Origin of the sequence: Rhizobium sp. LjRoot254 (genome assembly GCF_964254105.1) — a bacterium.
GTDB lineage: Bacteria > Pseudomonadota > Alphaproteobacteria > Rhizobiales > Rhizobiaceae > Rhizobium_E.
Map to the genome: position 1 here is coordinate 3,569,341 of NZ_CAXUSM020000001.1, position 15,773 is coordinate 3,585,113.

Here is a 15,773-nt window from a genome sequence, read left to right on the forward strand (position 1 = left end):
CGCCATGCTCGCTGGATTTCCGTGCGTGCAAGCGACCTTCCCTCCATGTCCACCATGCCCAGTCCTTGGAAACCGACGAGGATCGACCATGGATATCCGTTCCGACATGCTGACGCGGCTCAGGAATCGCAAACCGGGCTACAGCCTGGACCAGCCCTTCTATATCGACCCGGATTTCCACAAGATCGACGTGGAAACCATCTGGTATCGCGACTGGCTGTTCATCGGCCACGATTGCGAGATCCCCAATCCTGGCAATTACTTCACGGTGCAGATCGGCGACTATCCCGTCGTGATCGTGCGCGGCGCCGATGGCAGGATCAACGCGCTGCACAATTCCTGCCGCCATCGCGGCTCCAGGGTCTGCAATACCGAGCGCGGCAACGCGGCCAAACTGGTCTGCCCCTATCACCAGTGGACTTACGATCTCGACGGCTCCTTGCTCTTCGCGCGCCAGATGGGCGACGATTTCAATCCCGCAGGCTTCAGCCTGAAGCCCGTCGCCTGTGAAAGCGCCGGCGGCTACATCTTCATCTGTCTCGCCGACGAGCCGCTGGATTTCGCGCCGTTCAAGAAGATGATGGAGCCCTACTTCCTGCCGCACCGGCTCCGCGACGCCAAGATCGCCTATGAGAGCACGATCATCGAGAAGGGCAACTGGAAGCTCGTCTGGGAAAACAACCGCGAATGCTACCATTGCGCCGGCAACCATCCGGAACTCTGCAAGACCTTCCCGGAAGCGCCCACCATTACCGGCGTCAATGGCGCTGCGGAAGACCCCGAAATCGTCGCGCACTGGGAAAAGTGCGAGGCGATCGGCCTGCCGAGCGAATTCACCATCGATGAGGCCGGGCAGTTCCGCACGACCCGCGTGCCGCTGCTGCGCGAGGCGATCAGCTATACGCTGTCCGGCCGCAAGGCGGTGCAGATGCGGCTTTCCGACAACGTCAACATGGACCGCATCGGCTCGCTGCTGCTCTACCACTATCCCACGACGTGGAACCACATCCTGAGTGACCATGCGATCACCTTCCGCGTGATCCCGCTGAGCGCCACCGAAACCGCGGTCACCACCAAATGGCTGGTCCACAAGGACGCCGTCGAGGGCATCGACTATCGACTCGACGAACTCATCCATGTCTGGACCGAGACGAACGACCAGGACCGCCAGATCGTCGAGGAAAATGCGCGCGGCATCCACTCGCCGGCTTATCAGCCCGGACCCTATTCCGAGATGCATGAGGGTGGCGTGATCCAGTTCGTCGACTGGTATTCCCGTTTCATCGAAGAGCGGCTTTCCGGTGTGCGCAGGCCTGCGCTGCGAAACGTCGCCTGATCGGGAGCGCCACGATGAACATGATGCTGACGGGTACGACGCCCTCCGCCCTGCCGCTCGACCAGATGACGCCGTGGAATTCGGCACGGCAGATGCTGGTCTGCACCAGCGTCACCGATGAGGCACTCGACGTGAAGACCTTCACCTTCGCGGTCGAGGGCGGCGGCTGGTTCCGTTATATGCCGGGGCAGTTCATCACGGTCGAATTGCGCGCCAAGGGCGGTGACCTGCACCGTACTTACACGGTCTCGTCGTCGCCCTCGCGCCCCTATTCGATCGCGATCACCATCAAGGCGCAGCCGGCGAGCATCGGCACGCGCTGGATGTTCGAGAATGTCTTTCCCGGTTCGCGCATCCGTGCCTATGGCCCGAGCGGTCACTTCACGCTGGCGCGCAATCCAGCGAGGAAATACCTCTTCATTTCCGCTGGTTCCGGCATCACGCCGATGATGTCGATGCTGCGCTGGCTCGCCGATTGCGATCCGGGCGCCGACGTAGCCTTCCTCAATTCGGCGCGGCGGCCGGAAGAGATCATCTTCCGCGACGAACTCGAAATGCTCGCCCGACGCATGCCGAACCTGTCGCTCGGCTTCCTGCCCGAAGGCCGCTCCGCAGCGGCACCCTGGGGCGGTCTGATGGGACGCATCGATCGCTACAAGTTCGCCCTGCTGGTTCCGGATTTCATGGACCGGGAGATCTTCTGCTGCGGCCCCGATCCCTTCATGAAGGCAGTGAGCACCATCGCCCGTGCCGAGGGCTTCGACATGGGCCATTACCATCAGGAAAGCTTTGGAGCGACATCGATCGCCGAGAGCGTGCACAAGCAGGCTCATGAGGTCGTGGCAAAGGGCAAGGTGGCGGGCCTGACCGTCAGCTTTCTCGGATCGAACGAGCAAGCCGTGTGCGAGCCCGGCCAGACCATTCTCGAGACCGCGCGCACAGCCGGCGTCCGCATTCCGGCGGCTTGCGAGTCCGGCATTTGCGGCACCTGCAAGGTCCTCAAGCGGGCCGGCGACGTCGACATGCGCCACAATGGCGGCATCAGCGAGCAGGAAATCGCCGGCGGCTATGTGCTTGCCTGCTGCTCGCGGCCGCTCACGCCCGTCGAGGTCGAGGCATGAGCACAACAGATACCAACGATAACGCGCCCCGCCATCGCCGTTCGGAGGATATGTTCCTCTCCTGGTTCTTCGGCCTGCCGGAAAACACTGATGTGGCGGCCGCTGCGCGCATCGAAATCGCGCGGATCGACAAGAGCGCCTTGCCCTGCGAGCAATTGGCGCGGCTGCGGACGATGCTGGTGCAAGCGAGCTTTCCTCAGCCGTCGATGTCGCGGAGCCGAAGACGGCAGCGCCATTGATGTGATCCGGCGCCTCCGCCTTCACGTATAAATGCGGTTGAACGGCTGATAGACCGCGTGTTCCACGAGAGGAGGCCTTCCGATGCGCGCATTGCTGGTTGCTCTTTTGCTTGTGCTTACTGCCCTGCCTGCCATCGCGGAGGACAATATCGAAACGACCAAGGGCATCATCGAGCGTCAGATCGACGCTTTCCTGAAGGACGACGCGGAGACCGCCTATTCCTTCGCCGCACCCGGCATCAAGGCGCGGTACCCGGACAAGGACGCCTTCTTCGCGATGGTGAAGAAGAGCTACCAGCCGGTCTACCGTCCCGGCAACTATGCCTTCGGCCGCAACAAGACGATCGACGACGGTGCCACGATCCTGCATGAAGTGATCATATCGGGTCAGGACGGCAAGGACTGGAGAGCCTTCTACAAGATGGTCCGCCAGCCCGACGGAACATACAAGATAGGCGGCGTGGTCGTGATGCCGGAGACGGAGAGCAAGGGTATCTGACCCGTTGTTCGCCGGATTTTATGGCGGCCAACTATCACTCCGGCGCCTCGAAGGCGTCTTCCAGATCGTAGCCGAATATTTCCCAGGGACGAAATACGAGCCGTTGCTTGAGCGCCGACGGCAGCTTTCTGAATGACTGGATGTAGCTGTCGTTGGTATTCCTCACATCCTCGAACCGGCGCTGCTGCATTCCGGGCAATGAGCGCTCGGCGAGCGACGTGAACGCACCGATCCGATCCAATTCCCGCTCCGGATCGTCGCAAAGATCCTCATAGCGCACGAACAGGCAATCGTCATCGAGGTCATTCAACGCGGTCGCGTAGGCTGAGCACCAGTTCATGAACAGAAGCTCATTGGGGCTCGGATTCCATTTCTTCACTGACAGCACCACCGCCCGGGGATCACGCACCAGAACGATGAACTTCGCGTTCGGAAAGACACTCCTGAGATAGGGCATGCGCACGATGTTGGCTGGCGTCTTTTCCAAAAGCGTGGCCGAGTCGCCAAGCGTCCAGTGATCCCACTGCAGCAGCAGCCGAGCGCGGGCCTGGGCTGCCAACGTCGGATCGACGACCGGCGAGAGCCGGCTCTGATCGAAGAAGGCGAACATGCCGGGGCCGCCATATGCCACCTCGTCACGCATAACGTCCTGCAGAAACTGGCCCTCGTTTTCCGGCACCGGCGCGCGGAGCACTCGAACGTCGAACCGCGCCTGGATCAGCGATTCCAACAGCGTCGTGCCGCTGCGATGCACGCCAGCGATAAAGATGACGTCTTCGATCGTCGTACTCTCGCTCGGCTCGACAAGCTTGCGGCGGTCGGTAAAGCGGTCGGTACCGATACGCGCGAATGCATGGCGGTATTGGTCAAAATCCGATTTGGCGATGCTGTCGCGCATCGCCGCGATGACTGCGGGATCAGCATTTTCGACTGCCCGGTGATACTGCTTGTCCCAGGCGCGGTTGGCGCTTCGCTTGGCAAATTCCTCTGGGCTTGGGCCAGTCTCCCACCCCACAGGAACTTCGCCTGGAGCCAGAACTTCAAGCTTCGGGGTGCTGGAGCCAGCGCCTTTGATCGCGTAGGCCAGTCCTTCGCCGGCCAGCAAATCGAGCTGCCGTCGGTCCAGCACATTGAGCGCCTCGAAGAGCTGTCGCTGTCTTTCGGCATTGCCGTCATACATGCGGAATTCGTCCAGCATCGCGACCCGGCGATCCGACATCATCACCATGTTGACCTGCTTTTCAGCCCGCCGCCACCATTTCCTGACCCAATCGTCATAGCTCATGGCATCGTAGTGGACGATGGCAAAGTGCGCGCCTTCGAGATTGAGAATCTCGCCATTCACCGGCGTCGCGCGATGAAGGGTGATGTCGGAGAAGCTCTCACCCCGCCGGAGAAAGCTCTTGCCGGAAAAGTGCCCTGCAAGCCCCTGCTGGAGGAATTTCCGTGCAAGCGGGCCGTAGACGTCCCGGATCAGAACCTGCCGATCGGGGAAGGTCGGTAGATTCTTTGGCTTGCTCTGTTCGACTTTACCAGGCCGAAACCTGCGCACCAGGCTGCTGATCAGTCCGCGATTCGGCACAGGGCGGACTTGCGCAGGCTTCTCCGCCTGCTTCTGCCGGATCGGAAGACGGGCATATGTCGCGCCCCAAGCCTGATCCATGTTGTCGGATGGGCCGAACACGGCCTCTGCCGGCGAAATCTTGACCGATTTGAACTTGTTGTCGACCCCACCGAGGAATTGGGCAAATGACGCCTGGTCCCCGATCGGGAAGAGAAGTTCGTCCGCGTCGACATGGCCAACCCAGTCGGCCGAAGAGAGATGGGCCATGGCGTGGCGAAAATTGTTCTTCTGCCTGTCTTCGTGCGGCGCGCGCTTGCCATCGATCGCAGGCAACTCAATAGAGGCCAGGCATTTCACGCCTTCGTCCCGCGCGAGGGCCTGCATCAGCTCCCGATCGGGCTGGTCGAAGAACAGGAAAATCTCCGCCGCGCCCATCGCCCGATAATGGGCGACGAATGCTTCGAGCACATCGGCACGTTCATTGACCGTCGCACAAACGCTCCAGCTGTCTTCCCGCATGGATGCCATCCGTTGCCTCTTACGATTCCAGTACGCCGAGTTCGGAGGCACGAGACCTAAGCTCACCGAGAAGCCCGGCGTCCGCAGCGCTACTCCAGTAATTGAGCCCCTTGGTCGAAAACACGAATGAATAGCCAAGGGACGTGAGGAAGTCCGCGCAGTTCTTCTTGTTGTCCTCAATCAGAACCACCGGCCGGTCGCGCTCCAAAGTTTTTCTGGCGCCTCTCAATGCCGGCAATTCGAAACCTTCGACATCGAGCTCGATGAGCGCCACATCCGCAACAGGCAAATCATCGATGCGGAAGACAGGTGCCATTTCGTAGCTGTGGTCTGCCGAACGCACGGTTCCGTCGAAGCTCGATCCGCCGCCTATGAAGCGTCCCTGCTTGTCGGTCGTCCGGATCGGCAGCAGCGACGTCTCCTCGCCAAGTCCGGCATTGAACAGGACGACATTGTCGAGGCCAAGCCGTTCCGAATTCTTCTTTGCGAAGACGAAATTCTCAAGCACCGGCTCGAAGGCGTAGACCATGCCGGCAGACTTGGACAAGGTGTGCAGCATGTCACCGAAGAAGGCGCCGGCGTGAACCACGTTGCGCCGCCCCTTCGCCTCAAGGATGTGCTTGAACCCCAGGTGGGTAAACGGCTCGTAATACCGCCCTTCCGCAAACTCACGCACCGCGATACGGTGCGCCGCTCGCTCGGGAAGGTAGAAATCGACCCGATAGCCGAGCGCTTCGTGATGTGCAGTCACATCGGAGAAGTCGAACGAGAACGAGCCCTTTGCCATCTTCCATTCCTTTTGCCGCAAGCATGCTCGCCTGAGCGGTCGGGCGAGATAGCGGATGCGGCAAGTCTTATAGATGCGCTCCGGCCGATGTCAAACTGCTTGCTTTTGCGCACAATTTCCAGCTAGACACCAGCTTTCCGACAGCTTTCGAGAATTTTCCATGGCAGGCGAGGACAAGCGTTCGAAACGCGAATTGCGCAAGGCTTCGATGAGCGCCGCGGGCGGGATACCGCGCAAGAACGACCCTGACTTCGACTACTATGGACAGGCCACGAGCGAGTTCCTCGACGGGCTCTTTGGCCGGCATGCGGACCGTTTTGCCGGGCGGGAAGACGCGCTGCCCAACGTATTTCTCATCGGCGCCGCAAAATGCGGCACGACAACCCTGTTTCGCACGCTGCGCGAACATCCCGAAATCCACGGCAGCCAGCCGAAGGAGCCGAAATTCTTTGGCTCGCAATATTACAAAGGCTGGGACTGGTACCTTTCTCTGTTCGAAGCGGGCAAGGATCGACCCGTGCGGATGGAAGCGAGCGTGCTCTATGCCAGCGGCGATGCGCTGTTTCACGGCTCCGCGCAGATGATCCACCATTACATTCCCGACCCGAAATTCCTGTTCGTGGCCCGCGATCCGATGGCGCGGATCGTATCGCACTGGCGTCATTACAAAGGCATCCGTCCCGAGCACACGGGCGCGTTCGACGACTTCTTCGACGATGAGGCCGAGCGGCGCCGGATTTTCGAGTGTTCGCTTTATTGGGAGAAGCTCGCGCCATACCAGCGGCTGTTCGGAGACGGCAAGATACTTTGCCTGACCTTCGAGGACATGATCGCCAATCCGCCGTTCTTTCTGAAGACGATACTCGAATTCCTCGAACTGGATTCAGACCCTTCGACGGTGGATAAGCTGCTCGACGACGGCAAGTTCGCCCATGCCAACGCAGCTGGTTCGGGAAAGAAAGCCGACGTACCGGAACCCGAATGGGACCCGGCGCTTCGGGACAAGCTCAAGGCATTGATCGCGCCGGATGCCCGGAAATTTCTCGAATACATCGGCAAGCCCGCCGATTACTGGCACGGCATTCTGTAGCGCTCCCCGCGGCGATCGCTCCAGGCGCGCGCAACATTCGATGCGCTGGTCGAGGGGCTTCTTCGCTATATCAAGGGCTGAAGCCCACTACTTCACGATCTCCTGCAAAGCCAGGCGAAGCTCGAACAGGGGCTTGCGATCGGCGTCGTAGATCTCGACGGACATCATGTCGAGCGGCTCGCGCGGCAGGCCATCGGATGCGAGATTTGCCAGGATGCGGCGGCCCTCGAGTTTTGCCAGTTCGGCATTATCGAATTCGGCGGGAATCTGTGACTGGATCGTGCCATCGCCAGCCACCGTCGTGAAATAGAAATGCGGCATCGGAAATCTCCCTAACCCTCGGCGCTTGATCAACGCGCGGAGCCAGGCGGTCGTTCCGCGACCGCCGCTATCATGATCTCAAACATGAACGTCACCGATTGAAAGCTCGCCATCCTCGTCGCCGGTAAACACAGCGAGGAAAACGAGTCCGGCAAAGAATATCGCGACGATTCCCACGACCACTTCGCCAGGCAGCGGACCGAGCGTTGCATTGTGGATGAATTCGAGGACCGAGTGGACGAAGCCCGCCGGGCGCTCATCGGCTTGCAGGCTCGGCGTGGAGATCTTCAGGATCCACGCGAGAAGCAGGATGAGGAAAATATGGATGTAGTTGCGCTTGAGCCTGCGTGCGAAGGCGACGCGTTGCGAGATCAGGAATTTGGGCGTTCGCAAAGTCTCACCCAGGATCAGCAGCCAGTTGGAGGCGAAGTCCGGCTGGGGCGAGAATATCTGGGCGAAGTAGTGGCGTTCGAACTGACGCACGCGGGCGCGATAGACATCGAAGAAGCGGTAGCGCCGCGCCTCGATCCATAGCAGCAACAGGTTGATGAGCATCGCAAACAGCAGCACGCCGTGATGGGCGCTCGGCGTCGAGAGCGATACCGAGAGCATGGCCGCTGCGACTGTCAGTGACCAATTCGTTGTCCGGTCGAGACGATCGCGCCAGCCTGCCATTCGCACTATCTCCGCGCGGTGATAGTGCGACATGGTGCTGACATATTCCGACGAGGTCAGCGGCGCGGATGGCCTGCTCGTTCCCGGCACCGTTGCGGCATTGGACATGGCATTCTTCCTTGGAACGTGTCCAAAACGCGAATGCCCTTGCAAAAGTTCGGTTGTCACACCGGCCGGACCAGCAGAAGCACCGGCACGGCGGCGATCACCCGATAGATGCGATATCACTGAACGCGAACGTTGATATGAGCCTCCAGCGCGGCATCGATGAAAGCCTGGCGCGCCTCCTCGTCCGGCTTGCGGCCTTCCAGCGCATCGAGGCACATGCCCTTGGCACGGTGATAGGCCTTGCTGGTCTGGTCCGGCCACTTATAGAGCAGGCAACGCGCCGCTTCGTCGGTGCTGGTCACGACACGCAATCCGCCGGCGGCAGCGAGTTCAAGCTGGACGGATTTCTTCCAATATTGGCCTTGCATTTTTTCCTCCCAAACGCAGCGCTTTCGCGCAACGTACGGGAGGATGTTTTTGTTCCGCAACAAAGAACAATACTACTGGTTCACTGCCGGCTTCGAGAGCACATCGGGCGAGCAGGCGGTGAAGCGGACCGTGCAATCCGCATCGAGTTCCTCGCACTGGCGAACCGCGGCGGCCTCGGCCGACTTCCAGTCCTTCTTCACCGAGAAGCCGAAATTGTCGTTGCGCGGCGCCTCGCCTTCGATCCGAGCAACGCTGAAGCAGCTGTTCGAATAGGTCTTGAGCGCTTCGCAACCCGACTGCGACTTGCCACGGCAGAGCGCCAGGACATTTTCGGTTGCCGACTTCTCGGCGATCTGGTTCTGCAGCGAATAGATCGCGCCGGACCTGTCGATCGCGGTCGCACCCCAGACGGCGCGTGTGCCGCTGGATGACGTGCTCGTACGCACGCTTGCGACCTGCTCTTCCAGGGTCTTCACCGTCTCGGCGAGTTTGTCTTTTTCAGCCTTCAGTGCCGAGAAGCTCTCGGTCATGGTAGAAAGCTCCTTGGCGTAAAGATCACGCTCTTGCTGAAGCCCGGCCGGCTGTTCGCCTGGCTCGGGGTTCACCGCCGGACCCGTAGTCTTCGCAGCGGTAAGCCGCTTGATTTCTTCGGCATTGGAGGAAAGCAACGCATTGGCCGCGTCGAGGCTGGTCTTGGCCTTGGCGAGTTCCTTTTCCTTCGCGGCAAAGTCCTGTTCCCTGGCGGCGAGATCCTTGTCGGCCGTGTCGAGCTTGGTCGTCAGATCGGTGATCTGGTCGGCCAGCGTCGAGCGTTCGAGGTCGGATTCGGCGGCCTTGCCGGCAACCTGCTTCAGCGCCTCGATCTGGACATTGGCGACGGAAAGCTTGGCCTGCACGTCACGCAGCGCCTTGTCGCGATCGGCGAGGTCCTGGCTTGCCTTGTCGAGCTCCGCCCCGAGCGACTTGATCTTGGTATTGAGCGCTTCGTTGCGGCTATCCTGGTTTTCGTCCGCTGCCGTCTTCAAAGCGGCGATTTCGGCATTCGCCGCCTTGAGATCGGTTTCGGACTTTGCCAGCGACTCGTCTTTTTGCTGGAGGTCACTTCCGGCCTGCCGCAGCTCTTTTCGAGCCTTGTCGAGATCGGCCGTAAGCGCGGTGATGCGGTCATTGAACACCGCCGACTGCTCCGTCGCATCAGCCTCCTGGGCCGCCCTCAGCGTTTCGATTTCGCCATTGGCTGTCGCGAGACGCTGTTCGAGGTCCTTGACGGCATTCTGCTGGTCGGCAAGCGCCTTGCGCGCGGTATCGCGATCCCTGGTCAGTTGCGCCGTCTGGTCGGTCAGGCTGGCAATCTGGGTGTTGGCGGTGCCGATCGTATCCGTTGAGGAACTGTCGGCGTTCGCCGAGGCTTCCGCGAGGCGCTTTTCGAACGCGGCCTTTTCCTGGTCGCGCTGCGATTCCAGCGCCCGCATCGCAGTTCGGAGATCATTCTCATAGGCGGAACTCTGCCAGAAATAGGTCAGCAGCGAGCCGAGCACGAGGAAAAGCACCGCTGCGGCCGCCACGAGCCCCCAGGAACGGCCGGGCTCATCATCCTCATCCTGATCGTCGGTGCTTTCCGGCTTGCTGGCAACGGCATCCAGCGCACGGAACGGCAGGATGGCCTCTTCCCGGATCGCCGGTTCGAGCGAGGTCGGCTTATCGTCGGAGGCTTCGAGATCGTCCTCGTTTTCCGGCACCAGATCGACTTTCACATCGGCCGTTTCACGGGTCGCTGGTTGGAGCGAGGTCGGCGCATCGTCTTCGGCTTCCATCTCATCGGCGCTTTCCGGCGCCGCATCGACCGGGGCGGCAGTCGTCGCGGGCCAGCCAACCGTGGCGAAGACATTGGAGGCGGGCTGTTCGAGCGAAAGGTTCATGCCGGCGGTGACGCGGCGCGCAAGATCGGCGTCCAGCACCAACACCGTGAGGTCTCCCTCGGTCTCCGCTTCGCCCGGCAGGAAGGCCGGCGCCTTGCTCCAGCCGCGCTTGGTCAGGAACTTCTCGGTCGCGGTATCGCGCAGCCGGAAACGTGGTTCAACGACCACCGCACCGCGAAGCACGATCGTCGCGACACCGGAACCGGGTTCGAATTTCACCGTAACATCGGTCAACTTGCCTTAACTCCGTAATCAGTGACGTTTTTTACCGTGATAAATCAGCAGGGCGGCGAGATTTCGACATACTTGCGGGCGGAATAAGGCAGGCAAGCCCAATATCGGCACCGTCTTGCGGAACATCCCGGCAAGAATGGCGTTTCTTCATGGGACCATCTGGTCCGCACATCTGGGTATCGCCATGCTGACAGGTATACTCATCGGAGCTGGAATCATGCTGACCTACCTGGCCATCGGTGTCTTGGCGGGCCGCCGCCTCCGAAATCTCGGCCGCGAACTGGCCAAGCAGGATCAGCAGGACACCAATCCTCCCCTCCATTGAATCTGCTTGTTGCACCTGAACTTAGACTCGCGCTCTACGTTCTCGTAGTGGATTACCGCGAGGAACAGGCATGAGCGATCACAAGACGATCGAACCACCCAACGTGGAAAAACCGGAGCGCCTGACCCGCGATTTCTTTGAACGGCCGCCGGAAGCCGTTGCTCGTGATCTCATCGGCGTGACGCTACTCTACGAGGGCGTGGGCGGTACGATCGTGGAAACCGAGGCCTATCATCCCGGCGATCCGGCGTCGCATAGTTTTCGGGGCCAGACACTGCGCAACTCGGCGATGTTTGGTCCAGCAGGCTGCATTTATGTCTACCGCATCTATGGCATGCATTGGTGTCTGAACTTCGTATGCCTGCCCGGCTCGGCGGTGCTGATCCGCGCGTTCCAGCCCGAATTCGGTATGCACGAGATGCTCGAACGCCGGGGAGACATGGCGCCACGCTTGCTGGCATCGGGGCCGGGACGGCTTTGCGATGCGCTCGGCATATCAGGCGCGGATGATGGAAAATCGCTGTTCGAACCGCCGTTCGAATTGCATGCGAATCTCGAACCCAAGCCCGTGGTGGTAGGATCCCGCATCGGCATCACCAAGGCAGTGACGGAACCGCTGAGGTTCGGTCTCGAGGGATCGCCCTTCCTGAGCAAGAAGTTCTGATTGCGGAACTCGGCTCACCGCCGGCGCATTTCGTGGTAGATTGAACACTTTGGAGTACGAGCCAATGAAAACGATCGCCGGACTCTTCGATCATCGTGACGATGCCATGGCCGCCATCACCGACCTTCTCGACCGCGGCGTCCCCCGCACGGATATCAGCATCCTCGCCAACAATGCAGGCGATTGGTATGCGGAGGATTCAGAGAGCGAAGCCGGCGCCGAAACCGGCGCAGGCCTCGGCGCCATTGCCGGCGGGGCGGGTGGACTTCTCGCCGGGCTTGGACTCTTCACGCTCCCGGGCATCGGGCCGGTCGTCGGTGCGGGCTGGCTGATGACCACTGCGGCAGGCGCCGCGACCGGCGCCATACTGGGTGGAGCCGCCGGCGGCTTCGTGGCCTGGATTACCGGCCACGGGGTGAGCGAAAGCGACGCGCATGTCTTCGCCGAGGGCCTGCGTCGCGGCGGAACACTGGTAACGATGCAGGTGGCCGACGACCTCGTCATCGCGACCGAGGCAATTTTCCTCAAGCACAGCGTCGATGTCGCGGCACGGCGCGACGCGTTGGCCGAAGAAGGCTGGGCGCGCTTCGACGATCACGCTCCGCCCTATCTCAACCTGAACCGGGACAATCCCCACGGCGCAGGACCGAACAGCCAACTCTGATCAGGCGCTGATGTTGAGAAGCGCCAGCGTCTGCTCGTCCTTTGCGCCGCCGCAGAATTTCGACAGCGCCATGTCGAAGATCTCGCCATCCCCTTGGGCGGCAAGTGCGAAGAGCGTCATCGATGAACAGAACTTCACGTCGTCGGGCGAACCGAATATCTCATGCAGCGAGGTCTCACCGCAATCGAGCACGGCGTTGATACTTTCCCTGAGCCGCACGCCGAGGACCGGATGGGCGAGATAGGCGCGCGCCTCGTCGAGTGTATCGATGCCGAATTGCTGCGCCGTCGATGAGCGGCCGAGCCCGCGCAATTGCGGAAACACGAACCACATCCAGTGCGACAGCTTCTTGCCACCGATAAGTTCGGCGAGCGCCATGTCATAGACCGGCGCCTGTGCCATCACGAAACGGTCGAGATCGAAAGGATCCGCGTGCGCCATCATGCCGTTTCATTCCGTTGCGTCATAAGGAATATGACTGTCCAGCCCCGTGAGCACAAGCCTGTTGCGCACGATGCGGATGCCGGAAACACCTTCGACGATCTGCTCGGCAACGAACTGCTCCTCGCGCGTCTCGACACTGCCATTGAGTTGGGCGATGCCGCCATGGACGGTGACGGTGATCTGGCTCTCGTCAATCCGATCATCGAGGGAAAGCCTGTCGGATATCTCCTCTTCCAGGACGTCGTCATCGATCGCGCCATGGGCAATGGCCTTCGATAGAGCTGGACCGCCTTCGCTCACGATGGCCGTTTGTCCCGCGATCTCCACTCCCTGATTTTCCTCGGTATCGAAATTGGCCGCGGGTTGCCCATAGGCGACGTTGCGTTTGCGACCGCGACTGCCGTCTGCATCCGCATAGGGCCAGCCTTCATCGAGGTCACGCTCCTCGTAGTCGCGATAGTCTTCCTCGCGGGCGGTTTCGCTCGTGTCCCTGGGCTCTATGGGCATTGTCGCCTCCTTTGTTTGATTGATTGCTTTCACAATCACCGGGAGAGGACTTTGGTTCCGGAGAAAAGACTGAAATACGAGCGTGTTAAGGCTTCCTCAATGGATTTCCAAGAGATTGTGGGCATTGAATATCTAGCAGGGAAATTCATTTGCGCGCGGGAGTGAACCGGTTTAGCCGCCGGACCGCCATACTCTCTTTGTTGCTCTCGGTCGTGATTATCGTCATGGTTGCGGGGGGCACGGTGCTGTCAGCAATCGCACAGGTTTCCAGCCACGCCAACCGGCTCGATGACGAGCGCTCGCGCCAGACCACGGACGGCGCGCTCAAGACGTTCGTCGCGCAATTGGGTGCCACGCTCAACGACTATGCGGCCTGGGACGACGCGGCAGCCAATGCCTATGATCCCAACGGACTGCCTTGGATGATCAGCAATTTCGGCGACATGACCGTGAACAGCGCGCTGTTCGATGTCGCCGTCGTGATCGACGCCAAGCGCAACGTGTTGATGGCCTATCAGGACGGCACGCCACAAACCCTGCCGGTGGACCAATTCTTCGACCCGTCGATCTGGATACTTTTCGACGGCGCGCTATCACCCCTAGATCCAGCGGTTCCGGAGGCGAAGGCATTCATCCGGACGAAATCGGGGATCGCGGCGGTCGGCATCGCATTGATCCGCAATAAGTCCGGCACGCTCGACCAGCCCGAGGACAAGCGGCTGTTTCTTGTCTTCGCCCGCCACCTCGACAACAAGGTGCAGAACCTCGCCGACACCTATGTGATCGACGGCCTGCACCTGACCGCGGCATCGAGCGAAGCCGTCAATTTCGTACCCGTCTGGGATCCCTCGGGCACAGTGCTCGCCAAGCTGACGTGGCCTTCGCGCGCGCCGGGCGACATCTCCTACAGCCAGGTGAGCACCAAGCTGATCGCGGCGATGGGCCTGTTTGGTTTTCTCTTGGTGGCTGTCTTCACCATCGGGCTTATCGAGGCCAAGAGGCTGCGGTCAGATGAAGAAGCGGCGCGGCAGCTTTCGGTGACCGACAGGCTTAGCGGCCTTCTCAATCGCGCCGGCCTGTTTCGCGCGCTGGACGACCTTATCGAAGAGGCCAAGCTCGCCAAGTCCGATGTCGCGCTGCTCTATCTCGACCTCGATGGTTTCAAGGAAGTCAACGATGCCTATGGCCATGGCTGCGGCGATGACCTGATCCGCAGCGTATCGGCCGGGTTCCGCTGCCTCATTCCGCCGGGCGCGACGCTTGCCCGCGTCGGCGGTGACGAATTCGCCATCGCCTTCGTGATGAAGAATTGCGATCCCACCGCCTTGAAGCTCGCCGATGTCATCCTCGCCTTCTTCGACGAGCCATTCCAGATTGGCGAAAGGATCGTGACCGTCGGCACCTCGATCGGGGTCGCTTCCTCCCAGATCGGGACGATAAACAGCGAGGAACTCGTGCGCCGCGCCGACATCGCCATGTACAAGGCGAAGGAGATGGGACGCGGACGTGCCTTCCTCTATGACGGTTCGATGGACAGCGACCGCGAAATGATCCTCGCGCTCGAAGCCGAACTCAGGGTGGCGATCGACCGCCGCCAACTCACCGTCGTCTTCCAGCCACTCGTCAGCGCAGCGACACTCCGGGTCACATCCGTCGAAACGCTGGTGCGGTGGAGTCGGCCCGGCCGCGGACCGGTATCGCCCGACGTCTTCATTCCCGTGGCGGAAAAGACCGGGCTGATCGAGCCACTCGGCATTTTCGTGCTGGAGCAGGCCTGCGAGAAGGCGAAGCACTGGGGGGATATCGCGATTGCGGTGAACATCTCGCCGGTCCAGCTCAGGAATCCGACATTCGCCACACAAGTGGCCCGGATTCTGGACGAAGCAGGAATCGAACCCTCCCGCCTGACGCTCGAACTGACCGAGGGCTATCTCATCCAGAACCCGCAACGTGCGAGCCAGTCGATCGACCGGCTCAAGGCGCTGGGCGTCAAGATCGCGCTCGATGATTTCGGCTCCGGCTTCTCCAGCATCGGCTATCTCCGCCAGTTCGGCTTCGACCGTCTGAAGATCGATCGCTCCATGGTCGCCGAAATCGATACGAGCGAAGAGGCTCGCAGCATATTGCAGGCGACGACGGCGCTTGCCCGGTCGCTCGGCCTGCCTGTGACCGCCGAGGGCGTGGAACGCGAGGAGCAGGCGATGATCCTCCGCCTCTGCGGTTGCGATGAATTGCAAGGCTATCTCTACGGCAAGCCGGTGCCCGCTGAAGCGCTCGCCGACATACTTTTCAACGAGGCCCGCTTCGCCACGGGCATGATGCTCCGGCAGACCGCATAGCAATTTCTTGGGAGGCGGCGGAGGTTGCCCAAACCGGCCGGCAATGGCA

The 15,773-nt window shown here is 61.0% G+C and carries 16 protein-coding genes; 8 read left to right on the forward strand and 8 right to left on the reverse strand.

What is annotated here, in order from left to right; translation table 11 throughout:
• The first annotated feature begins 88 nt into the window (after positions 1-88).
• From ACSQ26_RS17620 to ACSQ26_RS17635, 4 genes are all read left to right on the forward strand, one after another.
• Positions 89-1,336, forward strand: coding sequence for an aromatic ring-hydroxylating oxygenase subunit alpha (locus ACSQ26_RS17620; RefSeq protein ID WP_436011058.1), 1,248 nt, complete (start codon positions 89-91; stop codon positions 1,334-1,336).
• 14 nt (positions 1,337-1,350) lie between these two features.
• Positions 1,351-2,457 carry a 2Fe-2S iron-sulfur cluster-binding protein gene (locus tag ACSQ26_RS17625; protein WP_436011060.1) on the forward strand — a complete coding sequence of 369 codons (1,107 nt, stop codon included), beginning with the start codon at positions 1,351-1,353 and terminating at the stop codon, positions 2,455-2,457.
• Positions 2,454-2,696 (forward strand): hypothetical protein, encoded by a 243-nt coding sequence (locus tag ACSQ26_RS17630; protein ID WP_436011062.1) that lies wholly within the window; start codon positions 2,454-2,456, stop codon positions 2,694-2,696. The genes ACSQ26_RS17625 and ACSQ26_RS17630 overlap by 4 nt, the downstream gene beginning before the upstream one ends.
• 82 nt (positions 2,697-2,778) lie before the next feature.
• Positions 2,779-3,195: a DUF4864 domain-containing protein gene (locus ACSQ26_RS17635; protein ID WP_436011064.1), complete on the forward strand. Its 417-nt coding sequence runs from the start codon at positions 2,779-2,781 to the stop codon at positions 3,193-3,195.
• Between the two features lie 34 nt (positions 3,196-3,229).
• Here ACSQ26_RS17635 and ACSQ26_RS17640 read toward each other — a convergent pair whose 3' ends face one another.
• Positions 3,230-5,287, reverse strand: a complete 2,058-nt coding sequence (locus tag ACSQ26_RS17640; RefSeq protein ID WP_436011066.1) for a sulfotransferase — start codon at positions 5,285-5,287, stop codon at positions 3,230-3,232.
• A 10-nt stretch (positions 5,288-5,297) separates the two neighbouring features.
• A complete protein-coding gene (locus ACSQ26_RS17645; protein ID WP_436011067.1) occupies positions 5,298-6,065 on the reverse strand; it encodes an FkbM family methyltransferase in 768 nt (255 codons plus the stop codon).
• Positions 6,066-6,225: 160 nt separating this feature from the next.
• Here ACSQ26_RS17645 and ACSQ26_RS17650 point away from each other — a divergent pair, with 160 nt between their 5' ends.
• A complete protein-coding gene (locus ACSQ26_RS17650; RefSeq protein ID WP_436011069.1) occupies positions 6,226-7,155 on the forward strand; it encodes a sulfotransferase domain-containing protein in 930 nt (309 codons plus the stop codon).
• 87 nt (positions 7,156-7,242) lie between these two features.
• Here the strand turns inward: ACSQ26_RS17650 and ACSQ26_RS17655 are convergent, their stop codons facing one another.
• The 4 genes from ACSQ26_RS17655 to ACSQ26_RS17670 form a co-directional block, all read right to left on the reverse strand.
• Complete coding sequence (locus ACSQ26_RS17655; RefSeq protein WP_436011071.1) at positions 7,243-7,476, reverse strand: DUF6894 family protein; 234 nt, start codon at positions 7,474-7,476, stop codon at positions 7,243-7,245.
• Between the two features lie 78 nt (positions 7,477-7,554).
• Positions 7,555-8,259 (reverse strand): DUF2270 domain-containing protein, encoded by a 705-nt coding sequence (locus tag ACSQ26_RS17660; protein WP_436011073.1) that lies wholly within the window; start codon positions 8,257-8,259, stop codon positions 7,555-7,557.
• Positions 8,260-8,375: 116 nt separating this feature from the next.
• Entirely contained in the window at positions 8,376-8,627 is a 252-nt protein-coding gene (locus tag ACSQ26_RS17665; RefSeq protein ID WP_436011075.1) for a DUF982 domain-containing protein, read from the reverse strand.
• 72 nt (positions 8,628-8,699) lie between these two features.
• The gene (locus tag ACSQ26_RS17670) at positions 8,700-10,781 is read right to left on the reverse strand and encodes a DUF4189 domain-containing protein (protein ID WP_436011077.1); all 2,082 of its coding nucleotides are present in this window, start codon (positions 10,779-10,781) and stop codon (positions 8,700-8,702) included.
• A gap of 395 nt (positions 10,782-11,176) precedes the next feature.
• On the opposite strand from ACSQ26_RS17670, the gene ACSQ26_RS17675 reads away from it, so the two are divergent.
• Positions 11,177-11,770 carry a DNA-3-methyladenine glycosylase gene (locus tag ACSQ26_RS17675; RefSeq protein WP_436011079.1) on the forward strand — a complete coding sequence of 198 codons (594 nt, stop codon included), beginning with the start codon at positions 11,177-11,179 and terminating at the stop codon, positions 11,768-11,770.
• A 64-nt stretch (positions 11,771-11,834) separates the two neighbouring features.
• Positions 11,835-12,434, forward strand: coding sequence for a hypothetical protein (locus ACSQ26_RS17680; protein WP_436011081.1), 600 nt, complete (start codon positions 11,835-11,837; stop codon positions 12,432-12,434).
• Here the strand turns inward: ACSQ26_RS17680 and ACSQ26_RS17685 are convergent, their stop codons facing one another.
• Complete coding sequence (locus ACSQ26_RS17685; RefSeq protein WP_436011083.1) at positions 12,435-12,878, reverse strand: DUF1810 domain-containing protein; 444 nt, start codon at positions 12,876-12,878, stop codon at positions 12,435-12,437. It abuts the gene before it with no gap.
• A gap of 6 nt (positions 12,879-12,884) precedes the next feature.
• Positions 12,885-13,385 carry a BON domain-containing protein gene (locus ACSQ26_RS17690; protein WP_436011084.1) on the reverse strand — a complete coding sequence of 167 codons (501 nt, stop codon included), beginning with the start codon at positions 13,383-13,385 and terminating at the stop codon, positions 12,885-12,887.
• A gap of 224 nt (positions 13,386-13,609) precedes the next feature.
• On the opposite strand from ACSQ26_RS17690, the gene ACSQ26_RS17695 reads away from it, so the two are divergent.
• Complete coding sequence (locus ACSQ26_RS17695; protein ID WP_436015328.1) at positions 13,610-15,724, forward strand: putative bifunctional diguanylate cyclase/phosphodiesterase; 2,115 nt, start codon at positions 13,610-13,612, stop codon at positions 15,722-15,724.
• Positions 15,725-15,773 lie beyond the last annotated feature (49 nt).